The sequence below is a fragment of the Streptomyces sp. AA1529 genome (genome assembly GCF_000280905.1).
Classification (GTDB): Bacteria; Actinomycetota; Actinomycetes; order Streptomycetales; family Streptomycetaceae; genus Streptomyces.
In genome coordinates this window covers 56,283-79,608 of sequence record NZ_ALAP01000099.1, presented here as the reverse complement: position 1 = coordinate 79,608, position 23,326 = coordinate 56,283, and the positions used below count along the sequence as shown (strand labels likewise).

General features: G+C 73.0%; 20 protein-coding genes and 1 pseudogene. 10 read left to right on the top strand and 11 right to left on the bottom strand.

All coding sequences use genetic code 11. From position 1 onward, the window contains the following. Positions 1–10: 10 nt before the first annotated feature. Together A949_RS0129530 and A949_RS0129525 are read right to left on the bottom strand one after the other, a co-directional pair. Positions 11–820 carry an ABC transporter ATP-binding protein gene (locus A949_RS0129530; protein WP_019359666.1) on the bottom strand — a complete coding sequence of 270 codons (810 nt, stop codon included), beginning with the start codon at positions 818–820 and terminating at the stop codon, positions 11–13. Then, positions 817–1,341: a PadR family transcriptional regulator gene (locus A949_RS0129525; RefSeq protein ID WP_019359665.1), complete on the bottom strand. Its 525-nt coding sequence runs from the start codon at positions 1,339–1,341 to the stop codon at positions 817–819. Before A949_RS0129525 ends, A949_RS0129530 begins: the two co-directional genes overlap by 4 nt. Positions 1,342–1,514: 173 nt before the next feature. Between A949_RS0129525 and A949_RS0129520 the strand changes: the two genes are divergently transcribed. The 6 genes from A949_RS0129520 to A949_RS0129495 all read left to right on the top strand — a co-directional run bounded on the left by A949_RS0129520 (position 1,515) and on the right by A949_RS0129495 (position 9,041). Continuing rightward, positions 1,515–2,810, top strand: a complete 1,296-nt coding sequence (locus tag A949_RS0129520) for an ABC transporter substrate-binding protein (protein ID WP_026005152.1) — start codon at positions 1,515–1,517, stop codon at positions 2,808–2,810. A gap of 196 nt (positions 2,811–3,006) precedes the next feature. After that, complete coding sequence (locus A949_RS0129515) at positions 3,007–4,677, top strand: glycoside hydrolase family 13 protein (protein ID WP_019359663.1); 1,671 nt, start codon at positions 3,007–3,009, stop codon at positions 4,675–4,677. Then, positions 4,674–6,008 carry an ABC transporter substrate-binding protein gene (locus A949_RS0129510; protein WP_019359662.1) on the top strand — a complete coding sequence of 445 codons (1,335 nt, stop codon included), beginning with the start codon at positions 4,674–4,676 and terminating at the stop codon, positions 6,006–6,008. The genes A949_RS0129515 and A949_RS0129510 overlap by 4 nt, the downstream gene beginning before the upstream one ends. A gap of 7 nt (positions 6,009–6,015) precedes the next feature. Next, on the top strand, positions 6,016–7,410 hold the full coding sequence (locus A949_RS0129505; protein WP_051019682.1) for an ABC transporter permease: 1,395 nt from the start codon (positions 6,016–6,018) through the stop codon (positions 7,408–7,410). Next, entirely contained in the window at positions 7,407–8,297 is an 891-nt protein-coding gene (locus A949_RS0129500; protein ID WP_019359660.1) for a carbohydrate ABC transporter permease, read from the top strand. The genes A949_RS0129505 and A949_RS0129500 overlap by 4 nt, the downstream gene beginning before the upstream one ends. Before the next feature lie 198 nt (positions 8,298–8,495). After that, the gene (locus tag A949_RS0129495; RefSeq protein WP_019359659.1) at positions 8,496–9,041 is read left to right on the top strand and encodes a GNAT family N-acetyltransferase; all 546 of its coding nucleotides are present in this window, start codon (positions 8,496–8,498) and stop codon (positions 9,039–9,041) included. Between the two features lie 105 nt (positions 9,042–9,146). Here A949_RS0129495 and A949_RS0129490 read toward each other — a convergent pair whose 3' ends face one another. Next, a complete protein-coding gene (locus A949_RS0129490) occupies positions 9,147–10,250 on the bottom strand; it encodes a chitinase (RefSeq protein WP_078534794.1) in 1,104 nt (367 codons plus the stop codon). A 331-nt stretch (positions 10,251–10,581) separates the two neighbouring features. On the opposite strand from A949_RS0129490, the gene A949_RS0129485 reads away from it, so the two are divergent. Then, positions 10,582–11,613, top strand: coding sequence for a hypothetical protein (locus A949_RS0129485; protein WP_019359657.1), 1,032 nt, complete (start codon positions 10,582–10,584; stop codon positions 11,611–11,613). Between the two features lie 106 nt (positions 11,614–11,719). After that, positions 11,720–13,231, top strand: coding sequence for an MFS transporter (locus A949_RS0129480; protein ID WP_019359656.1), 1,512 nt, complete (start codon positions 11,720–11,722; stop codon positions 13,229–13,231). A gap of 63 nt (positions 13,232–13,294) precedes the next feature. On the opposite strand, the gene A949_RS0129475 is transcribed toward A949_RS0129480, so the two are convergent. Next, positions 13,295–14,164, bottom strand: coding sequence for a class I SAM-dependent methyltransferase (locus A949_RS0129475; protein ID WP_019359655.1), 870 nt, complete (start codon positions 14,162–14,164; stop codon positions 13,295–13,297). A 123-nt stretch (positions 14,165–14,287) separates the two neighbouring features. Further along, positions 14,288–14,875, bottom strand: coding sequence for a helix-turn-helix domain-containing protein (locus A949_RS0129470; protein ID WP_026005149.1), 588 nt, complete (start codon positions 14,873–14,875; stop codon positions 14,288–14,290). Between the two features lie 87 nt (positions 14,876–14,962). Between A949_RS0129470 and A949_RS0129465 the strand changes: the two genes are divergently transcribed. Beyond that, positions 14,963–15,970, top strand: coding sequence for an NAD(P)/FAD-dependent oxidoreductase (locus A949_RS0129465; RefSeq protein ID WP_019359653.1), 1,008 nt, complete (start codon positions 14,963–14,965; stop codon positions 15,968–15,970). Between the two features lie 201 nt (positions 15,971–16,171). Here the strand turns inward: A949_RS0129465 and A949_RS0129460 are convergent, their stop codons facing one another. Beyond that, positions 16,172–18,970 (bottom strand): SpoIIE family protein phosphatase, encoded by a 2,799-nt coding sequence (locus A949_RS0129460; RefSeq protein ID WP_019359652.1) that lies wholly within the window; start codon positions 18,968–18,970, stop codon positions 16,172–16,174. A gap of 356 nt (positions 18,971–19,326) precedes the next feature. Here A949_RS0129460 and A949_RS0129455 point away from each other — a divergent pair, with 356 nt between their 5' ends. Further along, on the top strand, positions 19,327–20,805 hold the full coding sequence (locus tag A949_RS0129455) for a pyridoxal phosphate-dependent decarboxylase family protein (protein ID WP_019359651.1): 1,479 nt from the start codon (positions 19,327–19,329) through the stop codon (positions 20,803–20,805). A gap of 71 nt (positions 20,806–20,876) precedes the next feature. Here the strand turns inward: A949_RS0129455 and A949_RS36960 are convergent, their stop codons facing one another. From A949_RS36960 to rpmG, 5 genes and pseudogenes are all read right to left on the bottom strand, one after another. After that, positions 20,877–21,233, bottom strand: a complete 357-nt coding sequence (locus A949_RS36960; RefSeq protein ID WP_019359650.1) for a nuclear transport factor 2 family protein — start codon at positions 21,231–21,233, stop codon at positions 20,877–20,879. A gap of 151 nt (positions 21,234–21,384) precedes the next feature. Then, complete coding sequence (gene rpsR, locus A949_RS0129445; protein ID WP_019359649.1) at positions 21,385–21,621, bottom strand: 30S ribosomal protein S18; 237 nt, start codon at positions 21,619–21,621, stop codon at positions 21,385–21,387. Between the two features lie 55 nt (positions 21,622–21,676). Next, positions 21,677–22,837, bottom strand: a pseudogene (locus A949_RS35045) (CobW family GTP-binding protein). Next, entirely contained in the window at positions 22,837–23,091 is a 255-nt protein-coding gene (locus A949_RS0129435) for a type B 50S ribosomal protein L31 (RefSeq protein ID WP_019359646.1), read from the bottom strand. Before A949_RS0129435 ends, A949_RS35045 begins: the two are co-directional and overlap by 1 nt. A 46-nt stretch (positions 23,092–23,137) precedes the next feature. Beyond that, positions 23,138–23,302 carry a 50S ribosomal protein L33 gene (rpmG, locus tag A949_RS0129430; protein WP_019359645.1) on the bottom strand — a complete coding sequence of 55 codons (165 nt, stop codon included), beginning with the start codon at positions 23,300–23,302 and terminating at the stop codon, positions 23,138–23,140. Positions 23,303–23,326: the final 24 nt, after the last annotated feature.

Here is a 23,326-nt window from a genome sequence, read left to right as displayed (position 1 = left end):
CCGCACCGGGTCAGCCCTTCAACTTGAGCGTGCCGGACACGCCACCCGCAGGCCGTCCGGACGAGGATCCGCCGCCCAGCGCCGCGTCGTCGACGATCCGGCCGTCGAAGAGGCTGATCACCCGGTCCGCGGCGCTGGCCACCCGGGCGTCGTGGGTGACCAGCACGATGGTCTGGCCGCGCTGGTGGTAGCGGGACAGCAGCCGCAGCACCTCCCGGGTGCCTTTGCTGTCCAGGCTGCCGGCGGGTTCGTCGGCCAGCAGCAGGCCGGAGCGGTTGACCAGCGCGCGGGCGAGTGCGACACGCTGCTGCTCCCCGCCGGACAGCTCGCCGGGTGTGCTGTTCTCCCTGCCTTCCAGGCCGAGGTCGTCGAGCAGTTCGGCGCGCTTGGCCCGGGCCTGGCGCGGGGTGCTCCCGGCGAGCAGCGCGGGCAGTTCGACGTTGTCGGCCACGGTCAGGTGGGAGATGAGGTTGAAGAACTGGAAGACGATGCCGATGCGGCGTCTGCGCAGCACGGCCCAGCGCGCCTCGCTGTAGGTGTCGACCCGCTCGCCCTCCAGCCAGATGCGTCCGCTGTCGGGCCTGTGCAGTCCGCCCAGCAGGTGGAGCAGGGTGGACTTGCCGGCCCCGGACGGGCCGGTGATCGCGACGAACTCGCCGCGTTCGATCCGCAGGTCCACGCCCCGTACGGCTTTGACGGGGGCGCCGGCCTCGGTTCGGTGCATCTTGACCAGGTCCTCGGCCAGCACGACCGGGGTGGCGGCCTCGGCCGGTATGCCTTCGCCGTCGGCGGCCCGCGCCCCCCGAACCTCGCGGCTCATTCCTGCTCCTCCAGCTGTTCCAGCTCCTCCTGGCAGCGCTCGAGCCAGTCGAGATCCGCCTGAAGGTGCAGCATCGCCCCTTCGATGAGCAGCTGTGCGACCCGGTTGTCCCGGTCCTCGGCCGCGGCGAGTCTGGAGAGATCACGCATGGCGTTGAGGTAGTGGCGGCGCTGCTTGTTGATGAGGGTGACCTGGTCGGCCATCCCCGTGCCGGGGGCGGCGGCGAGCTTCATGAAGAACTCGTCCCGTACCCGGGGTTCCTCGGTCGGCTCGTCGAGCCACGCGGCCACCGCTTCCCGTCCCGCGTCCGTGAGCTGGTAGGTGCGCTTGTTCGGCCGGCTCGACTGTGCGATGTCCTCGCCTTCGATGAGTCCGGCCTTCTCAAGTCTGCCGAGGGTGACGTAGACCTGCCCGATGTTGGGCTGAGGGTACGCGGCGCCCAGGAGCTTCTCAAGAGCCTGCTTGAGTTCGTATCCGTGGGCCGGGCCCCTGGCGAGCAGCGCCAGCAGGGTCAGACGCACGCTCGCCCTCCTCCGTGGTCGCCGTCATCTTCGCGTCAGCCGTCCGCTCCCTGGTTGTGAGCCGGATCGCCCCCGTATCCGTCCGCGACGTCTAGTATCGCGCATGCCTAACAGGTATACAGGGGCGGACGCCGACGAGGGCAGGTCGGCGCCGGTGCGCCAGGGAGGAACCTATGCGGTGGAGGCGAGCCGCGGGTAGGGGGCTCCTGGCCGCGGTGCTGGTCCTCGCGGGGTACACGGGGGCGGGCGGCCGGGCCGGTGATCCGGCGGTGGGCGCCGCCGGGGCGGGCTCCGCGGCGGGCCGCGGCCCGCTGACGCTGGTGACGGGCGGAGATCTGACCGGCTATCTGCGCGGGGTCCTGGACGACTGGAACCGCGAGCATCCGGCCGAGAAGGTCACGCTGGTCGAGTTGCCGGAGGGCGCGGACGAGGTCCGCGCGCAGTTGGCGACGAGCCTGCGCTCGGGCAGCGACCGGTACGACGTGCTCAACATCGACGTCGCCTGGACTTCCGAGTTCGCCGCCGCGGGGTGGATCGCCCCGCTCGACTCCGGCCGCTTCCCGCTCGAGCGGTTCCTGCCGCCCGTGGTGGACACCGCCACCTTCGGCGGGCGGCTGCACGCGCTGCCCTATGTAACCAACGCGGGCCTGCTCTACTACCGCAAGGACATCCTGGAACGGGAGGGCGAGGCGCCGCCGCGCACCTGGGCGGAGCTGGAGCGGCTCGCGAGGACGGTCGCGCCGAAGTACGGACTGGACGGCTACGCGGGGCAGTTCCTCCCCTACGAGGGGCTCACGGTCAACGCGGTCGAGGCCGTGCGGTCGGCGGGCGGCTCCTTCCTCGCGGACGAGGGGGAGCGGGTCACGGTCGACTCCCCCGCCGCCCGGGTCGGTATCGGCTTCCTGGCCCGGGGCGTGCGGGAGGGGTGGATCCCGAAGGAGGCGCTCTCCTACAAGGAGGAGGAGTCCCGCCGCGCCTTCCAGGAGGGGAAGCTGCTCTTCCTGCGCAATTGGCCGTATGTGCACAAGACGGCCGGCGCCGCCGGCTCGAAGGTCGCGGGGAAGTTCGGTGTGGTGCCGCTGCCCGGGCCGGACGGGCCGGCGGCCGGGGTGCTGGGCGGCTCCAACCTCGCCGTCAACGCACGTTCCCGGCACAAGGAGTCGGCCGCGGCACTGTTGAGCTATCTGACCAGCGAGAAGGTCCAGCGGCGGGTGCTGACCGAGGGGGCGCTGCCGCCGGTGTGGGCGGACCTCTACACCGATCCTGCGCTGGTGCGCCGGTATCCCTATCTGCCCACGCTCCGCAAGAGCGTGCTCGCGGCGCAGCCGCGGCCCAAGAGCCCGCGGTACGAGCAGGTGAATCTGGCGGTGCAGGCCGTCGTGCACGACGCGATGGCGCAGCGGCTGACGCCGAAGCAGGCGGTGGCCCGGCTGGAGCGGGAGCTCGAGGCGATCGTCCGCCGCGGCTGAACACCCGCACCGCGGTTCCCTCTCTCCACTTGCGGCTACTTACGCGTTCAGTAGCACCAGACCCAGGAATCGTTGGGCATACCTGGGCAATCGCCGCACGTTACTGCGGAGTTTCACGTCAACTCATTGACACCTGTTCGACATGGCTACATAACATGCATGCATAACGTGCGATCAACGAGAACAGGCGCCACGCATGCACATAGCCACGGCCACCACGTCCCGGCGCTGGTGGCGCGATGCGGTGATCTACCAGGTCTACGTCCGCAGCTTCCTCGACAGCACCGGGGACGGCGTCGGAGACCTGGCCGGGGTCCGGGCCGGACTCCCGTACCTCAAGAAGCTGGGTGTGGACGGAGTCTGGCTCAGCCCCTTCTATCCCTCGCCGCACCACGACCACGGCTACGACGTCGCCGACTACCGCGACGTGGACCCGCTCTTCGGCGACCTGCGGGAGTTCGACCTCCTGGTGGCCGACGCCCACCGGCTCGGCGTGCGCATCGTCCTCGACATCGTCCCCAACCACTGCTCCAGCCGGCATCCCTGGTTCCGCGCCGCGCTCGCGGACCGCCCCGGCGGACCGGACCGCGCCCGCTTCCACTTCGCCGACGGCCGCGGACCGGACGGCGCGCTGCCGCCCAACAACTGGCGCGCCATGTTCGGCGGCCCCGCCTGGTCCCGGGTGACCGACCCGGACGGCCGCCCCGGCCAGTGGTACCTGCACCTGTTCACCCCCGACCAGCCCGACCTCAACTGGCGCGACTCGCGGGTCGGCAGCGAGTTCACCGACGTGCTGCGTTTCTGGCTGGACCGCGGGGTCGACGGCTTCCGCATCGATGTCGCCGCGGGTCTGTTCAAACACCCCGCGCTCCCCGACTCCCCCGACCCCGAGGCGGACGAGCGCGCCCGCGACTCGGTCAACCCCCTGGCCTGGAACCAGCCCGAGGTGCACCAGGTGTGGCGCGACTGGCGGGCGGTGTGCGACGAGTACGCCGCACGCGACGGGGCCGACCGGCTGCTGGTCGGCGAGGTGTCGGTGCCGACGGCCCGCGAGCACGCCGAGTACGTCCGCGCGGACGAACTGCACCAGGCGTTCTTCTTCGACCTGCTCAGCGCCGAGTGGGACGTGGACGCCTTCCGGAAGGCCATCTCCGAGGCGCTCACCGACATCGCGGGCACCGGCTCCACCGTCACCTGGGTGCTCAACAACCACGACCAGGTCAGGACGGTCACCCGGTACGCCGGCGAGAGCACCACCGTCGGCCCCGCCCGCGCCCGGGCCGCCGCACTGCTGATGCTGGCGCTGCCCGGCGCCGCCTACATCTACCAGGGCGAGGAACTGGGCCTGCCCGAGGTGGTCGACCTGCCCGACGAGGTGCTCACCGACCCGATCTACCTCAGGACCGGCAGCCGCCGGCACATCCGGGACGGCTGCCGGGTGCCGCTGCCCTGGTCCGGACACGCCTCGCCGTTCGGCTTCACCACCACCGACAGCACCGCCCGGCCATGGCTGCCGCAGCCCGCGTGGTTCGCCGAGCACGCCACCGAGCGGGCACTCGCCGACACCCGCTCCTTCTGGCACCTCTACCGCGACGGGCTGCAACTGCGCCGCAGCCTGCCGCAGCTCGGCGAGGGAAGCCTGCGCTGGCTGGAGACCGAACCCCAGGTCCTGGCCTTCGTGCGCGGCGACGGCCTGGTCTGCGCGGTCAACTTCGGCCTCGACCCGGTACCGGCGCCCGTCACCGGAACTCCGCTGCTCGCCAGCGGGGACTGCCCACCGGGAATCCTGCCCGGCTCCACCACCGCCTGGTGGATCAGCGATCTGCCCGACCACTCCGCACACTCCCCGAAGGGAAACACACCATGAGCAGCACCCGCACCAGACGACGGACAGCGGCGGCCACCGCCGCGGCGCTCGGCCTCGCCCTCACCGCGACCGCCTGCGGCGGCAGCGACGGCAGCTCCGGCTCGGGCTCGCAGGAGCTGAAGGGACAGACGGTCACGGTCGCCGGGGTGTGGACCGGCACCGAGCAGAAGAACTTCAAGAAGGTGCTGGACGCCTTCTCCGAGAAGACCGGCGCCACCACCAAGTTCATCTCCACCGGCGACAACGTCTCCACCGTCGTCGGCAGCAAGATCGAGGGCGGGAACGCACCCGACGTGGTGATGGTGCCGCAGCCCGGCGTGCTCAAGCAGTTCGCCGGCAAGGGCTGGCTCCAGCCGCTGTCCGCCAAGGTCCGGGACACGGCCGAGAGCAACTTCGCACCGGTGTGGCAGGACTACGGCACCATCGGCGACAAGTACTACGGCCTCTACTTCAAGGCTTCCAACAAGTCGACGGTCTGGTACAGCCCCGACGCCCTCTCGCAGGCCGGCGTCCAGCCTCCCAAGAGCTGGGACGCGATGCTCAAGGCCGGGCGTACGGTCTCCGACTCCGGGCTGCCCGCCTTCTCCGTCGCCGGTGAGGACGGCTGGACCCTCACCGACTGGTTCGAGAACATCTACCTCTCCCAGGCCGGACCCGAGAACTACGACAAGCTCGCGGCGCACAAGATCTCCTGGACCGACCCGAGCGTGGTCAAGGCCCTGACCACCCTCTCCGAGCTGTTCGAGGACAAGAAGCTGGTCGCCGGCGGCGGCAAGGGCGCGCTGCGCACCACCTTCCCCGAGTCCGTGGAGCAGGTCTTCGGCGACGACCCGAAGGCCGGGATGGTCTACGAGGGCGACTTCGTGGGCGCCACCATCTCCGGCGACCTGAAGAAGAAGGTCGGCGAGGACGCGAAGTTCTTCCCCTTCCCCGCGGTGGCGGACGGGAAGCCGCCGGTGGTCGGCGGCGGTGACGCGGCCACGGTCCTCAAGTCCGGCAAGCACCGCAAGGCCGGGATGAAGCTCGTCGAGTTCCTCGCGACGCCCGAGGCCGCCGAGATCTGGGCCGGGGCCGGCGGCTTCCTCTCCCCCAACAAGAGCGTGAAGCCGGAGGCGTACCAGGACGACGTCACCCGCAAGACCGCCGACTCGCTGATCAAGGCCGGGAACGCGGTCCGGTTCGACATGTCCGACCAGGCCCCGGCCGCCTTCGGCGGCACCGCCGGCACCGGTGAGTGGAAGCTGCTGCAGGACTTCCTGCGCGACCCGTCCGACCCCAAGGGCACGGCCCGCAAGCTCGAGGCCGCCGCGGCCAAGGCGTACAAGGACTGAGGCCCGGATGCCAGCCACACCTGTGCAGGCCCCCGACCGCCCGGCACCGCAGCCGGGCGGGCCGGGGCCGGCCGCCGGCGAACCGAAGGACAGCCCGCGCCGCCGGGCCGCGCGCCGCCGGCGCCTGATCGCCCTGCTCTTCCTGCTCCCCGCGCTGCTGCTGCTCGGGGCCCTCGTCGCATACCCGATCCTCTTCACGGCCGGGCGCAGCCTCTTCGACGCCTCGGGCACGCGCTTCGTCGGCGTGGAGAACTACACGGAGATGTTCCGTGACCCGGCCACGCTCAAGGCGATACGCAACACCACCATCTGGGTCGTCGTCGCACCGCTGCTGCTGACCGGGCTCGGTCTGATCCTCGCCGTGCTGACGGAGAAGATCCGCTGGGCCACCGCGTTCAAGCTGGTGCTGTTCATGCCGATGGCGATCTCCTTCCTCGCGGCGGGCATCATCTTCCGTGTCGTCTACGAGCAGGACCCCGACCGGGGTGTGCTCAACGCGGTCGCCGTCGGTGTGCACGACACCTTCGAGGAGAGCGCCGGCTACCCGACCGCGCGCCCCAAGGACGCCACCGTGCTGGCCAAGGACAAGGGCGGCGCGTACACGACGAAGGACAAGGCGTCGCCGGGCAACACGGTCAACCTCGGCCTGGTCGGCGTCCCGCCCAAGGACCTGCCCCAGGACGCCGAGCCCGCGCGCGCCGCGTCGAAGGCCACCGCCGGCGGCGGGGAGCTGCGCGGTGTGGTCTGGGTGGACTTCACCCTCGGCGGCGGTGGCAAGCCGGGACAGGTGGACCCGAAGGAGAAGGGCCTGCCGCGACTGGCGCTGGAGGCGGTCGACGCGGACGGGAAGACCGTGGCCGAGACGACCACCGCGGCCGACGGCTCCTACCGCTTCCGGGATCTCGCGGCCGGCGACTACGCCGTCCGGCTGCCCGCGAAGAACTTCGCCGAGCCCTACGGGGGCGTGGAGTGGCTCGGTCCCACTCTCATCACCCCGGCGATCATCGGCGCCTACCTGTGGATCTGGACGGGCTTCGCGCTGGTGCTGATCGGGGCGGGACTCTCCGCCATGCCGCGGGACGTGATCGAGGCCGCCAAGATCGACGGCGCGAACGAATGGCAGATCTTCCGCAGGATCACCGTGCCACTGCTGGCACCCGTGCTCGGGGTGGTCTTCGTGACCCAGGTGATCAATGTGATGAAGGTCTTCGACCTCGTCTACATCATCGCCCCCGGTCCGGTGCAGCAGGACGCCAACGTCCTGGCGCTGCAGATGTGGCTGGTCTCCTTCGGCGGCGGCAACAACCAGGGCCTGGGGAGTGCGCTCGGCGTCCTGCTGCTGCTTCTGGTGGTACCCGCCATGATCCTCAACATCCGACGCTTCCGCAGGAGCAATTCATGACCGCCCTCCCCACCCCGGCTCCCACCAGGCCCGGGCGAGCGCGGCCGGTCACCTGGCTGCTGCGGCAACTGAGCCGCGGCCTGGTGCAGTTCCTCCTCGTGGTCGTCGGACTGCTGTGGCTCACCCCGGCCTTCGGGCTCTTCATCGGCTCCCTGCGGCCGGACGAGGACAACGCGGCCAGCGGCTGGTGGAACGCTCTCACCGACCCCGGCAGCCTGTCCTTCGAGGGCTACAGCGCGCTGCTGGAGAACTCGGGCATCGTCGACTCCTTCTGGAACACCGTCCTGATCTCGGTGCCCGCCACGATCAGCGTCGTGGTGGTCGCGGCGCTGGCCGGATACGCCTTCGCCTGGCTGGACTTCCCCGGCCGGGACGCGATCTTCCTGGTCGTGGTGGGCATGCTCGTGGTGCCCGTCCAGGTCGGCCTGCTGCCGGTGGCCAAGATGTTCGGCGCGGTCGGGCTCTTCGGCACGATCCCGGGCGTGGTCCTCTTCCACGTCGCCTACGGGCTGCCGTTCGCCGTCTTCCTGCTGCGGAACTACTTCGCGGAGATCCCGCGCGAGATGCTGGAGGCCGCCCGGATGGACGGCGGCAGCGAGTGGCGGATCTTCGTCCGGCTGGTGCTTCCGCTGGGCCGTCCGGCGATCGCGTCCCTCGCGATCTTCCAGTTCCTGTGGGTGTGGAACGACATGCTGGTGTCGCTGATCTTCGCCGACAGCCAGTCGCAGCCGCTGACGGTGGCCCTGCAGTCGGAGATGCGGCAGTTCGGCAGCAACATCGGCGTGCTGGCGCCCGGCGCCTTCCTGTCCCTCGTCGTGCCGGTGGCGGTCTTCTTCGCCTTCCAGCGGCACTTCGTCCAGGGGGTCATGGCGGGCTCGGTGAAGTGACCGGCAGCTGAGCGGACCGCGGCAACCGGCCGGAGCGTACCGGGCCGACCGACCGGTTGCCGGCCTCGCTCAGCCCGGCCAGTGCCCGCCACCGGCCGGGCCGGACGTCCTTGCGGGGCCGCGGAGCGCCCCCGTACGTCGCCCGCACCCGGAACTATTCGGTTGCCCCCGCGCTGTCCGCTCGGGTAGGAAGCTCGCGTGCTGAGAGGACGAACGGTCGGGCTCAGGGCCCGGCACGAGGAAGACATCCCGGTCCTGCGGGCCGAGCTCTACGACGACGTGGTCAACGCCGCGCGGGCGGAGGGCGGGCCCTGGCGGCCGCTCACACCCGGCACCAAGGACCCGCGGCTCGTGGTGGACGACACCGCGCAGGGGTGGGTCCAGTTCTCCGTGGTCGAGCTGGAGGGCGGCACCCTCATCGGCACCGCGACGCTGTGGGACATCGACACCCACCACCGCTCCGCGCACATCGGCCTGGGGCTGCTGCCGTCCGCACGCGGCAAGGGCTACGGCACCGACGTGGTCGCGGCGCTGTGCCACTACGGCTTCGTCGTGCGCAGCCTGCGGCGACTGCAGGTCGAGACGCTGTCGGACAACACCGCGATGCTGCGCTCGGCCGAGCGCAACGGCTTCGTCCGGGAGGGCGTGCTGCGCTCGTCGGCCTGGGTGCTGGGCGAGTTCCTGGACGAGGTGGTGCTCGGGCTCCTCGTCGAGGACTGGCAGGCGGAACCGGAGACCCGGTAGGGGCGACCGGATCCCTGCCGGCCGGCAACGGCGGCCGGCAGGGATCGGGGCCTGCTCTGCGGTGCGGCCCGGTTCACCCGGGCCGCCGGAGCCCCGCCCGGTCCGTCAACGGCCCTGGAGCGCCTTGACGTTGTCGCCGAAGGTCCAGTTCTTCGAGCCGTCCCAGTTCAGCGACCAGGTCATCAGGCCCTTGAGCCGGCCGTCGTAGTGGTTCCACGCCTGGGCCACCTGGGAGGGCGCCATGTGGCCGCCGCCCGCGCCCGGCTGCGCGGGGAGGCCGGGTACCTGCTTGTCGTAGGGCACGCGGATCGTGGTGCCCTGGATCACCAGGCCCTTGTCGAGGCAGTCGGTCTGCGCGGTGAAGCCCTGGACGGTGCCCGCGGAGTAGGAGTCGCCGCTGCAGCCGTACATGCTGCCGTTGTAGTACTGCATGTTCAGCCACCACAGCCGGCCGTTGTCGGCGTACTTCTTGACGATCGGGAGGTAGGCGCCCCAGATCGAGCCGTACACGACGCTGCCGCCGGTGACATACGCCGTCTCGGGCGCCATCGTCAGGCCGAACTGCGGCGGCATCCGCTCCAGGACGCCGTCGATGATGTGGACGAGGTTGGCCTGCGAGGTCGAGAGCCGGCTGATGTCGCCGCTGCCGGTGAGGCCGGTTTCGATGTCGATGTCGATGCCGTCGAAGTTGTACTCCTTCAGGATCGGCACGATGGTCTCGACGAACCGGTCGGCGACGGTGCGCGAGCTGAGGTCGATGCCCGCCGTGGCACCGCCGATGGACATCAGCAGCGTCTGGCCCTGCTCCTTGGCCCGGCACATCTCGGCCGGGCCGGCGACCTTGACGGTGGAGTCCATGCCGTCCTCCCACAGCACGGTGCCGTCCGAACGGATGACAGGGAAGGCCGCGTTGAGGACGTTGTAGCCGTGGGAGCGGATCCGGGAGTCGGTGACGGGGGTCCAGCCGAAGGGCGGATGGACGCCGTTGGCGGCGCCGTCCCAGTTCTCCCAGTAGCCCTGGAGGACCTTTCCGGACGGCTTGCCCTGCACCGGGCAGGTCTCGGCGGCCCGGCCGTCCGGCGCCGCGGAGTGCGGGCGTTCGGCCGCGTGCGGGGCCGCGGCGGTGAGGAGCTGGACGACACAGGCGAGCACCACTCCGATACCGAGCAGATACCGGGGGCGTCGTCTTCGCGCGGGCGCTGGGTGCATGGCGTGTTCCCTCCGCCTGGTGTGGGGTTCCCCAAAGAGTTCTGCGGTCCAGACCATTCGTCAATAGGTCTGGACCGCAACGCGCTGAGTGCGCACCGATTTCCGCTCCCGCCGATGAACCGTTCGCCGCTCACCTGCATCGAACACACCAGGCGCTGATCCCGGTCCTCGGGCAGCGGATACGGACAGAGCAGACGGAGTGGCGGTGGACGTGAGGAACGGGACGGCGGACGACGGTCGGACGGCGAGCCGTGGCCGGGAGCGCGGGGACGGTGCGGGACACCGTGGCCAGGCAGGAGGGGACGGTGCGGGACACGCGCCGCGACGCGGCGTGCCGTGGACGGCGTCCGCCGTCCTGTACGGCGACGGACGCCGGCTGTTCGGCCTGGCGGCGCGGGCCGCCGGACTGGCAGCGCCGGGCGGCCTGCTGGTCACGGCCCTCGGCTTCCTGGTCGCCTGGCCCGCGTTCACCGAGATGCGCCGGGGAGCGATCGCGGCCCGCCGCATGGAGGACTCCTACGCTCCGTCCGGACTCCTGGTCCAGGACCTGTGGCTGATCACCCTGGCCGGACTGCCGTTCCTGGTGCTGCTGCTGCACCTGGGCTGCGCGGCCGTGCAGACCGCCGCCTCCCGGGCGGTGGCCGACCGGGAGGGCGGCCACCGCCCGGAAGGCACCCGCGGACGCACCGGCTCCCCCGCCACGGACGTCTCCGCGCACCCGGCCGGCGGGCGGGAGCGCGGACGGTTCGGCGCGGTACTGGGGTCGTATCTGCTGCGCGCAGCGGGCGTGTGGGCACCGCTGGTGACCGGAATCCTGGTGTCCGAGTACTTCACCACCACCCTGTTCAGGGAGTACACGGCGATCGTCCCCAAGTGGGAATACCCCACCCGGTTCGCGCTGCTGCACGACGGCGCACCCCTGCTGGGCCTGGCGATCACGCTGGTACTCCGGCTCGGCTGGGCCCTGGCTCCGGCGGCCGCGGCCGCGGAGCAGCTGGGCCCGCTCGGCTCGCTGCGCCGGTCCTGGTCGCTGGTGTGGGGCGGGGCCACCGCCTGGCTGCGCACCCTGGCCGCCGCGCTGCCCCTGGGAGCGCTCACCGTCGGCGCGTACCTCCTGCTGCACGCCGCCGCCCGGCCACTGCGCCCGGGGGCTTCGGCCCTCTTCCTGGCGTGGGGCACGGACAACACCTACACCGCCTACTGCGTCGGGATCCTCGCCCCGATCGCCGCCGCGCTGCTGCTGACCGGGGTGCTGACCCTGCCGCCGGCCCATGTGGTGCTGGCCGTGCTCCGCCACCGGCTCGCCCGGGCGCGGGAGCGGCGGGCGGCGGGCACCGCGGCCGGCGCCCCGGGCCGGGAGTGAGACCGGGGGCCGGGTACGTCCGCCCGGAACACGCCGGAGGCCGCCCGCCGCCGCCCGACCTCTGCTGCGGATGCGGAATGCACCACTGGATGGTTGTCTGAGGCTTATGTCCGATGCCCGGGTGCGCGCGAGCGGCGACCAGGCACCCGACCCGGTGGACCGGCACCGGTGGTGGGCCCTGATCGTCATCGGGATCGCCCAGCTGATGGTCGTGCTGGACGCGACGATCGTGAATGTCGCGCTGCCCTCCGCGCAGCGCGAGCTGCACATGTCGGACAACAACCGCCAGTGGGTCATCACGGCCTACACGCTCGCCTTCGGCGGGCTGCTCCTGCTGGGCGGGCGGGTGGCCGACCTCGTGGGCCGCAAGCGCACCTTCGTCATCGGGCTGATCGGATTCGCCGTCGCATCCGGACTCGGCGGCGCCGCGGGCAGCTCCGGAATGCTCTTCGGCGCCCGCGCGCTGCAGGGCGTCTTCGCCGCGCTGCTGGCCCCCTCCGCGCTCTCGCTGCTGTCGACGACGTTCACCGACCCCCGGGAGAGGAGCAGGGCGTTCGGTGTGTACGGCGCCGTCGCCGGCGCCGGGGCCGCCATCGGGCTGCTGATGGGCGGAGTCCTCACCGAGTATCTGGACTGGCGCTGGTGCCTGTACGTCAACATCCTGTTCGCCGGGGCCGCGGTGCTGGGCGCACTGACACTGCTGCACGACCGTCCCGGGCACGCGGAGGCGCGGCTCGACCTTCCCGGAGCGGTGCTGGGCTGCGGGGGCCTGCTCGCACTCGTCTACGGAGTCAGCGAGGCCGAACCCCGCGGCTGGGGCAGCGCGATGGTGCTGGGGCTGCTGTGCGGCAGCGGGCTGCTGCTGGCCGCCTTCGTGCTGTGGCAGGGCCGGGCGCGCACTCCGCTGCTGCCGCTGCACATCGTCAGGGACCGCAACCGTGCGGGCAGCTTCCTCACCATGGGCATGGCCACCCTGGGGATGTTCGGGGTGTTCCTGTTCCTGACCTACTACATGCAGGGCATCCTCGGCTACTCGCCGCTGCGCACCGGGCTGGCCTATCTGCCGATCAGCGGCGCGATCATCCTCGGCTCCACCCAGATCTCGGCCCGGCTGCTGCCGCTGGTCCCGCCGCGGCTGCTGATGGCGCCGGGCATGCTGCTGGCGGCGGCGGGCATGGCCGTGCTGACCCAGCTGGACACCGACTCCTCGTACGTCAGCCATCTGCTCCCCGCCGAACTGCTCCTGGGTCTGGGCCTGGGCTGCACGTTCATGCCGGTGATCTCCACGGCGACGCAGGGCGTGGCAGCGCACGATTCGGGGGTCACCTCGGCCACCGTGAACACCGCGCAGCAGGTGGGCGGGTCCATCGGCACCGCGCTGCTCAACACCGTGGCGACCAGCGTCACCAACCACTACGTCCGCGATCATCTGCACGATCCGCGGATGCGCCGGACGGTGGTCCGGGAGGGCGTGGTGCACGGATTCACCACCGCGACCTGGGTGGCGGTGGGCGTGATGCTGCTCGGCGCGGTGCTCGCCGCGGTACTCGTGAACATGAGGCCCATCAGGTCCGAGCCGGCCGCGCCGGCAGCGCCCGGCCCGGCCGCGGGGGGCTGAGCCCCCGGCGGCGGACGGCGGACCGGTGGGAACCGCCGGGGTCGAACGGCACGGCGTGCCGGTTCAGTCGCCGCGCCGGGCCGCCCAGACGGTGCGTACCGTACGGACCGCGAGGTCGCGGCGGCGTGTGATGCTGTGCGGGCCACCGGTGTCCAGCAGCCGGTCGAGTGCGGCGAGGTCCTCCGCGGGGAGCGCGTCGGCGAGACTGCCGCGCATGCGTCGCAGGCTGCTCAGCGCATAGGCGGCAACGGCCTCGTCGCGGGAGCCGGCGATGTTCACCTCGAGGGTGCGCTGCCCGTCGAGGGCGAATCCGGCGGCGGTCAGCTTCGGCCCCCAGTCGGCGCCGCGGTGTGGCATGTGCGCGGCGTGGTACCGGTCGTTCGCCGCGTGGCAGCGCTCTTCCAGGCCGGGCTGGTCCTCGGGCGCGTCGGGCGGCAGGAAACGGGGGAAGCCCGCCAGCTCGACCACGGCGAACAGCCCGCCGGGCGGCAGGGCGTCGTGGATGCGGCGCAGTGCGCGCTCGGGGTGGGCCATGTGGTGCATCGAGGCGGAGGCCCACACCAGGTCCGGGGTGCCCAGATCGGGCCAGTCGGCGTCGTCCAGGTCGGCGCGCACCGGGTGCACGCGCTCCGCCACACCCTGGGCGCGGGCCTTCTCCCGGAGGCGTCGCAGGTGCTCGGAGGAGGAGTCGACGGCCGTGACGTGGGCGTCGGGGAAGCGGTCGAGGAGGGCGAAGGTGCCAGCTCCCGTGCCGCAGCCGAGGTCCGCGATCCGGCGCGGGGGCGCTTCGACGGGCAGCCATGCGGTGATGGTCGCGAGGTGTTCGGCGAGGACCTCCGCGTCCAGGTCGAGGAGCTCGGCCTGGTCGTGGTCCTGGGGCTGGTGGGCGTCGGAGGCGCCCCGACGGGGCGCGGACGAGTGGGTGTGGGGCATGCCGCCACGCTAGGACGGTCATGCGAGTACGGCACGATTCCTTTCCGGATACGCAAGAAGCGGGCACCGGGGGCTGCCGGACGCGCAAGGCCACCCCTGCGAGGCGGCGGACCCCGGCGGACGCTATGCGCCGCGCTCGCCGCGATCCCGCTGGTGCCCCCGGCGGGCGTCCCGGTCGAAGATCCCGAGGACCTCGCAGGGGCCGCCGTCGGCACCGATGGCGTGCGGCAGCATCGTGGGAAACTCCGCCGCCTGGTTGGTCTCGACCCGCAGGCGGCGGTTTCCCAGCAGCAGGACCGCGGTGCCGGAGAGGACGACCAGCCATTCCCGGCCGGGGTGCGCGCGCATCCGGGCGGGGTTGTCGGGCGGCGGGTCGGTCATGCGCTGGCGCACGACGGTCACGCCCGGGTCGCTCTTGAGCGGCCACTGCAGCATCCCGTGCGCGCTGTCGACGATCGGGCTGGTGACGACGTCGTCGGAGGCGGTCTCCACCAGCTGGTCCAAGGTGGTGTCCAGGGCGCGGGCCAGGGTGACGAGGGTGTCCAGCGCCAGCCGGCGACGGCCGTTCTCGATGCGGCTGAGCGTGGACTGGCTCAGCCGGGCGCGGGTGGCCAGTTCTTCCAGGGACCAGCCCTGCGCCACCCGCATCGCCCTGATGCGTTTGCGTACCAGGCTGTCCAGCTCGCCATCAATTTGCGTCATAGGCAACATCCTATGCTGAGCGTGCAACGTCTGGTTAGCGTCGTCCACAGCGGGCCCGGAGCGGCCGGGCCCCGTACCTGAAGGAGGGCACGCCCCATGCCTGGAACGACTGCCGGGACCGGCCCGCTCTCGGGGGAGACCGTCGACACGCTGGTGATCGGCGGCGGCGCCGCGGGGCTCAACGGCGCCCTGATGCTCGCCCGCTCCCGCCGCTCGGTCGTCGTGGTGGACAGCGGCACGCCGCGCAACACGCCGGCCGAGGGCGTGCACGGCCTGCTGGGCCTGGACGGCGTGCCGCCCGCCGAGCTCTACGCGCGGGGCCGGGAGGAGGTGCAGCGCTACGGCGGCGTGCTCGTGCCCGGCGAGGTGGCCGGCGCCGAACCGGCCGAGCCGTCCGCCGCGGGCGACCCGCGCTTCACCGTCACCTTGGCCGACGGCCGCACACTGACGGCACGCCGACTGCTGGTGGCCACCGGGCTGCGGGACGTGCTGCCCGACGTCCCCGGGCTCGCGGAGCACTGGGGACGGAGCGTGGTGCACTGCCCGTACTGCCACGGCTGGGAGGTGCGCGACCAGCCGGTCGGCGTCCTCGCCACCGGCCCGGCCTCCCTCCACCACGCGCTGCTCTTCCGCCAGCTGACCGAGGATCTGGTCTACTTCACCCGCGGCACCGGGCTGGACGCGGACACCCGGGCGCGATTCGACGCCCGCGGCATCCGCGTCGTCGGCACCCCGGTCGAGCAGGTCGTGCAGGACGGCGACGGCGGCATCGCCGGGGTGCGGCTGACGGACGGCCAGGTGGTCGCCCGCCGGGTGCTCGCGGTCGCGACCTCGATGCGGGCCCGCGCCGAGGGCCTGACCGGTCTGGGCCTGCCGCTGGAGGACCTGCCCGAGGGGATGGGCCGCCGGTTCACCGCGGACGCGGCCGGAGCCACCGCAGTGCCCGGGGTGTGGGTGGCGGGCAACGCCGCCGATCCCACCGCCCAGGTGGGGGCCTCCGCCGCAGCGGGGGCGCTGGCGGGCGCCCGGATCAACGCCGACCTGGCGGCCGCCGACACGGACGCCGCCCTGGCCGCCGCGGGAGCCGGCACCGCCGCGGCCTGACGACGGCCGCGCGGCGCCGCACGCCCCGAGCCGCTCCGGCGGCCGGACCCGGCCCACTCCCCCGGCGGGCCTGCGGGCCGGTGGGTGCCGTGCGCCGTCGGGCAGTCGGCCGGTCGCTCCGCACCGGGACGCCGAAGCCGCGTGGCTGCTCGCGTGCGCCACCGCGTGAGGGCGGTACGGCGGCCGCACCACCCCAGCGTGTCACCAGCCCCCGTCGTCGAACTGGTCCAGCAGCGCGTCGGCCGGCAACTGCTCGGCCGGGCGCGCGGAGCCGCCGCCGCGCAACTGCTGCTCGGTCCAGATGACCTTGCCGCCGGGGATGTAGCGGGTGCCCCAGCGCTGGGCGAACTGGGCGACGAGGAAGAGACCGCGGCCCCCCTCGTCGGTGGTCGAGGCGCGGCGCAGATGCGGGGAGGTTCCGCTGCCGTCGGAGACCTCGCAGATGAGACTGTCCTCGTCGTGCAGGAGGCGGACCTGGATCGGCTCCTTCCCGTAGCGGATGGCGTTGGTGATCAGTTCGCTGAGGATCAGCTCGGTCGTGTGCCCGATCTCCTCCAGGCCCCACTCGCGCAGCCGCGCCGCGCACTCGGCGCGGACCGGGGCGACGGCCGCCGGGTCGGGGTCGACCTGCCACTTGGCGACCTGGTCCGGGGCGAGCCTGCGGATGCGGGCCACCAGCAGGGCGACATCGTCGGACGGGTGGGCCGGCATGACGGAACCGGCGACCGCGCGGGCCGTCTCGTCCGGCCCCGCGCCCGCGGTCTCCTCCAGCACGGAGCGGAGGATCTCCAGACCGGTGTCGATGTCCCGGTCCCGGCTCTCGACCAGACCGTCGGTGTACAGCACGAGCTGGGCGCCCTCGGGCAGGTGCAGCTCCGTGGTCTCGAAGGGGTGGCCGCCCAGACCGAGCGGTGGGGAGGCGGGAACGTCCGCATAACCGACCGTGCCGTCCGGGTACACCACCGCGGGGCAGTGGTGGCCGGCACGGGCGAGGGTGCAGGAGCCCGTCACCGGGTCGTACACGGCGTACAGGCAGGTCGCTCCGGCCACTCCCTCGTACTGCCGCCCGCTCGGGTCGGCGTCGCTCTCCTCGTCGTCGATGCGGGCCACCAGCTCGTCCAGGTGGGCGAGCAGTTCGTCGGGGGGCAGGTCGAGGGTGGAGAAGTTGTGCACGGCGGTGCGCAGCCGCCCCATCGTCGCGGCCGCGTGCAGTCCGTGCCCCACCACGTCGCCGACGACCAGCGCGACGCGGGTGCCGGAGAGGGGGATGACGTCGAACCAGTCGCCGCCCACCCCCGCCTCCGCGGGCACGTAGCGCCAGGCCGCCTCCAGGGCCGCCTGCTTGGGCAGTCCGCGCGGCAGCAGGCTGCGCTGCAGGGTCACGGCCATGGCGTGCTCGCGGGTGTAGCGGCGCGCGTTGTCGATGGCCACCGCGGCCCGCGTCGCCAACTCCTCGGAGAAGGAGACGTCGTCCTCGTCGAAGCCCGGCGAGTCGCCGCTGCGCCAGAAGTGCGCGATGCCCAGAATCACTCCCCTGGCCCGCAGCGGGACGGTGATCAGCGAGTGGACGCCGAACTCCAGCGTCCGCCGCGCGCGCTCCGGGTCGTGCCGCAGCCACTCCTCCGCGTGGTGCAGATCAGCCTCCAGCACCGCCCGCTCCGCGTCGAGCGCGCGGGCCTGCGGCGAACCCGGCCGGAAGACGATCGCCTCCCCGACCTCGTACAGCGGGAGTCCCTCCGGCCGTTCGCCGACCGCCACCCGGCGCACCCGGCGCTGTGCCTGCGGGGCCGGTTCCTGGCCGCGCACCACCTCGTCCAGCAGGTCGACGGCCGCCAGGTCGGCGAACCCGGGCACCGCCACCTGGGCCAGCTCCCGCGCCGTGCGGGCCACATCCAGCGTGGTGCCGATCCGCACCCCCGACTCGTACAGCAGCTTCAGCCGCTCCCGCGCCACCTGGGCACGCCCCGACACGGCCGACAGCTCCGTGGTGTCACGCAGCGTCACCACACTGCCGAGCGCGCCCCCGTGCCGGGAGGTGGGGCGTATGTTCACCGCCAGCAGCCGGTCCCCGGACAGCAGCACCTCGTCGGTGACGGGCTCACCCGACACCAGCAGCCGTGCGATGCCCTCGGCCAGGTCCAGTTCGCCCACGTGCCGCCGCTCGGTGCCGGGAGGCAGGTCCAGCAGCCGGCGGGCCTCGTCGTTGGCCAGCACGAGGCGCCCGTCGGCGTCGAGGATGAGCACGCCCTCCCGCACCGCGTGCAGCACGGCGTCGTGGTGCTCGTACATCCGCGTCATCTCCGCGGGCCCGAGGCCGTGCGTCTGGCGCAGCAGCCGCCTGGAGACCAGGGCCGTCCCGCCGATGACGGCCACCAGGGCGACACCGCCCGCGCCGAGGATGATCGGCAGCTGCTGGTCGGTCATGCCCGCGACGTTGCGTACCGCCAGCCCCGCCGACGACAGGCCGACGATGGTGCCGTCGGAGTCCCGGACGGGCACGACGGCTTGCACGACGTTGGTGTCCCCGCCGGTGCGGGGGCCGGTGACCCGCTCCACCGTGGTGCGGCCGCGGAGCGACGGTTCGATCGTGCCGACGAACTTCTTCCCGATCAGCGACGGATTGGGCTGGGTGTAGCGGATCCCCTTCCGGCTCATGAGCACGATGAAGTCGACACCGGCGTCCTTGCGGGCGGCCTCGGTGCGCGGCTGGAGCTCCCTGGCCGGATGCGGGCCCCGCATCGCCTCCGCCACCCCCGGGGCGTGCGCGAACGCCTGGGCCACCGCGACCGACTTCTCGCGGGCCCGGCTCGTGGCGTCCCGCTGCGCCTGTACGACCTGGGCCGCCACCGCCGCGGCGACCAGCAGCAGCACGAGGACGACCTGCAGCACGAACACCTGACCGGCCGCGCTGCGCAGGCGGAGCAGCGAACGGCCCTTGTCCGCGGAGCGGGTGGCGGGCCGCGGCGGCCGGTTCCCGGGGCGGCGGAGAGGCAGCTTCATGACTCATTCCTAACACCGCGCCCCGTCCACCAGTGCCCCTGTGTCCCACTGGCCGCGTCCGCGAAGCGTCTCGGGCGCCTTCCGCGGTGACCGGACAGCGTGCTGCACGCCTCTTGTCGGAGCTCGGCCGCTCCCCCATGATCGGCGCCATGGCAGTCACGGGGGCGGGTGGCGCGGCAGCTTCGCCCCTGCCGCGCCGGGTGCGCGTCGGGTACGGCCTGGGGCCGCTGTGCACGGGCACCTGCTGCACCGCCACCGGGAGGACGACCCGGCGGCGCGGCTGCCCCCCCCCCCGGCGGCGCCCGCACCCGGCCCGTCCCCGTCCGCATCCACATCCGCGCAGAAGGAGCCCGGCCGTGCCGACTGATCCCATCCGCCCGCCGTCCGAGGGCCGGTCCGCGCAGCAGGTGCTCGCCGAGCTGCGGACACTGCGCGAGGCGGACGCGCCCACCCGTGGCGGACGCACCTTCGCCTACGTCTACGACGCGGGGCGCGCCGAGGTGGACGGACTCGCGGCCGCCGCCTACACGGAGTTCGCGACCGTCAACGGCCTCGACCCGACCGTCTTCCCCAGCGTGGCGCGGCTGGAGAACGACGTGGTCCGCGCGGCCACGGCGCTGCTGGGCGCACCGGGCACCCAGGGGACGTTCACCAGCGGCGGCACCGAGAGCATCCTGCTCGCCGTGAAGGCCGCCCGGGACCAGGCCCGTGCGGTGCGCGGCATCACCGCGCCCCAACTGGTCCTGCCCGCCACCGCGCACGCCGCGTTCCACAAGGCCGCGCACTATCTGGGGCTGGAGGCGGTCACGGTTCCGGTCGACCCGGCCACCTTCCGCGCGGACGCCGGCGCGATGGCCGCCGCGCTCACCGACCGCACGGCGCTCGTGGTCGCCTCCGCCCCGTCGTACGCGCACGGGGTGCTGGATCCGGTGGCCGAGATCGCCGCGTCGGCCGCCGCGCGGGGCGTGCTGTGCCATGTCGACGCCTGCCTCGGCGGGTGGCTGCTGCCCTGGCTGCGCGGCACCGGGCACCAGGTGCCCGCGTTCGACCTCACGGTTCCCGGCGTCACCTCGCTCTCCGTCGACCTGCACAAGTACGCGTACACCGACAAGGGGGCCTCCGTCGTCCTCTACGCCGATGCGGAGCTGCGCCGCCACCAGTACTTCGCGCACGCGTCCTGGCCGGGGTACCCGGTGGTGAACCCGACCGCGCAGGGCACGAAATCCGCCGGTCTGCTGGCCCAGGCATGGGCGGTGCTCCAGCACGTGGGCGAGACGGGCTACACCGCGCTGGCGGCCCGGGTCGCGGAGGCATCGGAGCGGCTGCTGGCGGGGCTGCGCGGGATCGACGGGGTGCGGGTGCTGGGCGAACCGGTCGCGGGGGTGGTGGCGTTCACCGTGCTCGGCGGGGCAGGCGGCGCGGAACCGGATCCGGGCCTCGTGCTGCACACCGCCGACGAGATGCGCGCTGCGGGCTGGTACCTGCAACCCCAGCTCTCCTATGCGGGCATGCCGCCCAACCTGCACCTCACCCTGACCCCGGCGACCGTGGACCGGGTGGAGGGCCTGCTCGGGGATCTCGCCGCCGCGCTCCGCACGGCCCGCCGGCTGCCGCGCGCCGCGGTCGACCCGGGGCTCGCCGAGCTCGCCGCCGGGCTGGATCCGGACCTGCTCGGGCCGCAGGAGGTCGAGGCCGTGCTCGCCCATGCCGGACTGGACGGCGAGGGTGGGCTTCCGGCCCGGACGGCGCCCGTCCTGATGCTCCTGGACGCGCTGCCCGGGCCGCTCAAGGAAAGGCTGCTGAAGGAGTTCCTGGGCACCGTCTTCAGGGTGTGAGGGGCGGCTCCCCGCCGCGGGGCGCGGCGGTCCTGGTCCTCCCCCGCGGCCCGGAGCCGGGGCTCGGTGCGTCAGGCGCCGACCACGTGCCAGTGCTCGGTGAGCCGGCCGTCCGCGACCCGGTAGGTGTCGGCGAACGGCACCGGGCGCTCGCCGCCTTCGAGCGTGGACCGTACGGCGACGTAGCCGCCCGCCGCGATCGCCTGGTGCGGGCGGAAGGCCGCAGCGGGCCGGGCGTTCCACAGCGCGGTCAGCTTCGCGGCGACACCCGTCCTGCCGGGGTCGCCCTCGGAGTCGTGGTCGACGAAGTCCGGTGCCAGGAAGCGCCGGACGGCGGAGATGTCGCGGTCGCCCGAGAGCACGGTGGAGAAGAAGTCGAGGACCAGCTCCGCGTCCCGCCGCGCGCTCTCGGTGTCAGCAATGATCACACCACAAACGTAGCAGGGGATGACCAATCGGACCTGTTCGCGGTCGCCTTGCAGGCGCGCCTCGGCGGCCCCCGAACAGCGCTCCCGGCCCGGGAGCCGGTCGCCGGCCCGGGCGCCGCCGCCCGGGCCGGGAGCGGTGCGGGCGGGCCCGTCAGCGGGCCGGGTACGGGAGGAGCGCCAGCTCGCGGGCGTTCTTGACAGCGCGCGCCACCTGCCGCTGCTGCTGGGCGGTGAGGCGGGTGACGCGGCGGGAGCGGATCTTGCCGCGGTCGGAGAGGAACGTGCGCAGCAGATCGGTGTCCTTGTGGTCGACGCGGGTGATGCCCGCCGCGTCCAGCGGGTTCGGCCGGGGGGTACGGGCCCTGCGGGCGCCGGGGCGCTGAGCCATGGGAGGTTTCCTTTGCTTGCGGGGATGCTCGGGCTTGCGGGGGTGCTGGCGGACGTCAGGGAACGGGGTCGAGGAGGGCGTCGAAGGCGGGCGGCAGGTGCTTCCATGCCTCGCGCCCCGCGGCGAACTCCGCGTCCGTCAGCAGGCAGGACTCCAGGACCTCGGCCAGCCCGTCCCGGTCCAGGCCGGGAGCGGTGAAGACGAGGTGCTGGCAGCGGTCGCCGTGCTCGGGGTGCCAGTCCAGCGCGGCGGCGGCGCGGCGCACCGGGGGCACCCTCTCCCAGGCGGCGTCGGGGAGGGCGGCCAGCCAGGGGCCGGCCTCCTCGACGCACAGCGCCCCGCCCGCCGCGTCCCAGGACAGGAGGGTGTCGGGCCGGTCGGCGAGCCAGAAGCGGCCACGGCTGCGCGCGGCGGCGCAGGTCAGCTCCTCCAGCGCCTGGTAGAGCCGTTCGGGATGGAAGGGGCGGTCCCGGTGCCATACGCAGGTGGCGACGCCCGCCTCGTCGGCCGCCTGTGGCAGCAGCGCGCAGGCCGGGTGCTGCGCGGCCGCGGCGGCCTCGGCGTCGAAGCCCGCCAGGGCTGCCGCCACCAGTTCGCCCGAGGCGGCGTCCACCTGGCGTGCCGTGGGGTGCAGTTGGGCCAGCAGCGCCCGGTCCTCCTCGTCGGCGGGCCACTCCTCGTCCTCCACGAGTGCCAGCACGGCGGCGTATTCGAGCTGCCTGGCCCAGGTGTCGGCGACGGTGCGCCGGTCGGACGGTGCCGCGGCGAGACCGGCCTCGGCGAGATCGTCGCCGTTGGCGAGGAAGGGCAGCACCAGGGCCGGGTCGATCGCCGTGATGACGCCGGTGAGTTCCAGCACGCCGTGGCTGTGCGCGGCGACGACCTCGGCCATGGCCTTGGGTTCCACCGAGTCCCACAGTTCGACGACGGCGCAGCGGGTGACGCCGTCGCCGGCCAGCCGGGTCAGCTCCGGGATGAGGTCCTCGCGGAGTGCGCAGCACGCGCAGTCGTTCACCAGCGGGGCCTCGGAGGCGCTGTGCAGGCCGTCGCGGTCGCGGACCGTGCGCAGCACCGTGCCCTACGGCCCGGCGGCGAGATCGTGGTGCAGGGCGACGCTGCCGGGCATCGAGCCGAGCAGCCGCCGGACGACCTCGGTGCGGGCTTCGGCGTGCAGTCCGCCGACCAGGACGACGGGGAGGGTGCGGTCGGCGGCCATCAGCGGGCTCCCCGGCGGCCGTAGCGGCGTTCGAACCGCTCGACCCGTCCGGCGGTGTCCAGGACGCGTGCGGCCCCGGTGTGGAAGGGGTGGCTCGCGGAGGAGATCTCGACGTCGACGACGGAATAGGTGTTGCCGTCCTCCCATGCGACGGTCGCGTCGCCGGTCATGGTGGAGCGGGTGAGGAAGGCGAAGCCGGCGCTCTTGTCGCGGAAGACGACGGGCCGGTAGGCGGGGTGGATTCCGGGCTGCACAGCGGTGTCCTTCTGCTGGGTCGGGTGGCGGGTGTGCGGCAGGGGGTCAGCGGGTTTCGCGGAAGTCGACGTGCCGGCGGGCGACGGGGTCGTACTTGCGCAGCGTCAGGCGGTCGGGGTCGTTCCGGCGGTTCTTGCGGGTCACGTAGGTGTAGCCGGTTCCGGCGGTGGAGGTGAGCTTGATGATCGGGCGGAGTTCGTCGCGTGCCATGCGAGCAGTATATGGAAATGGTTA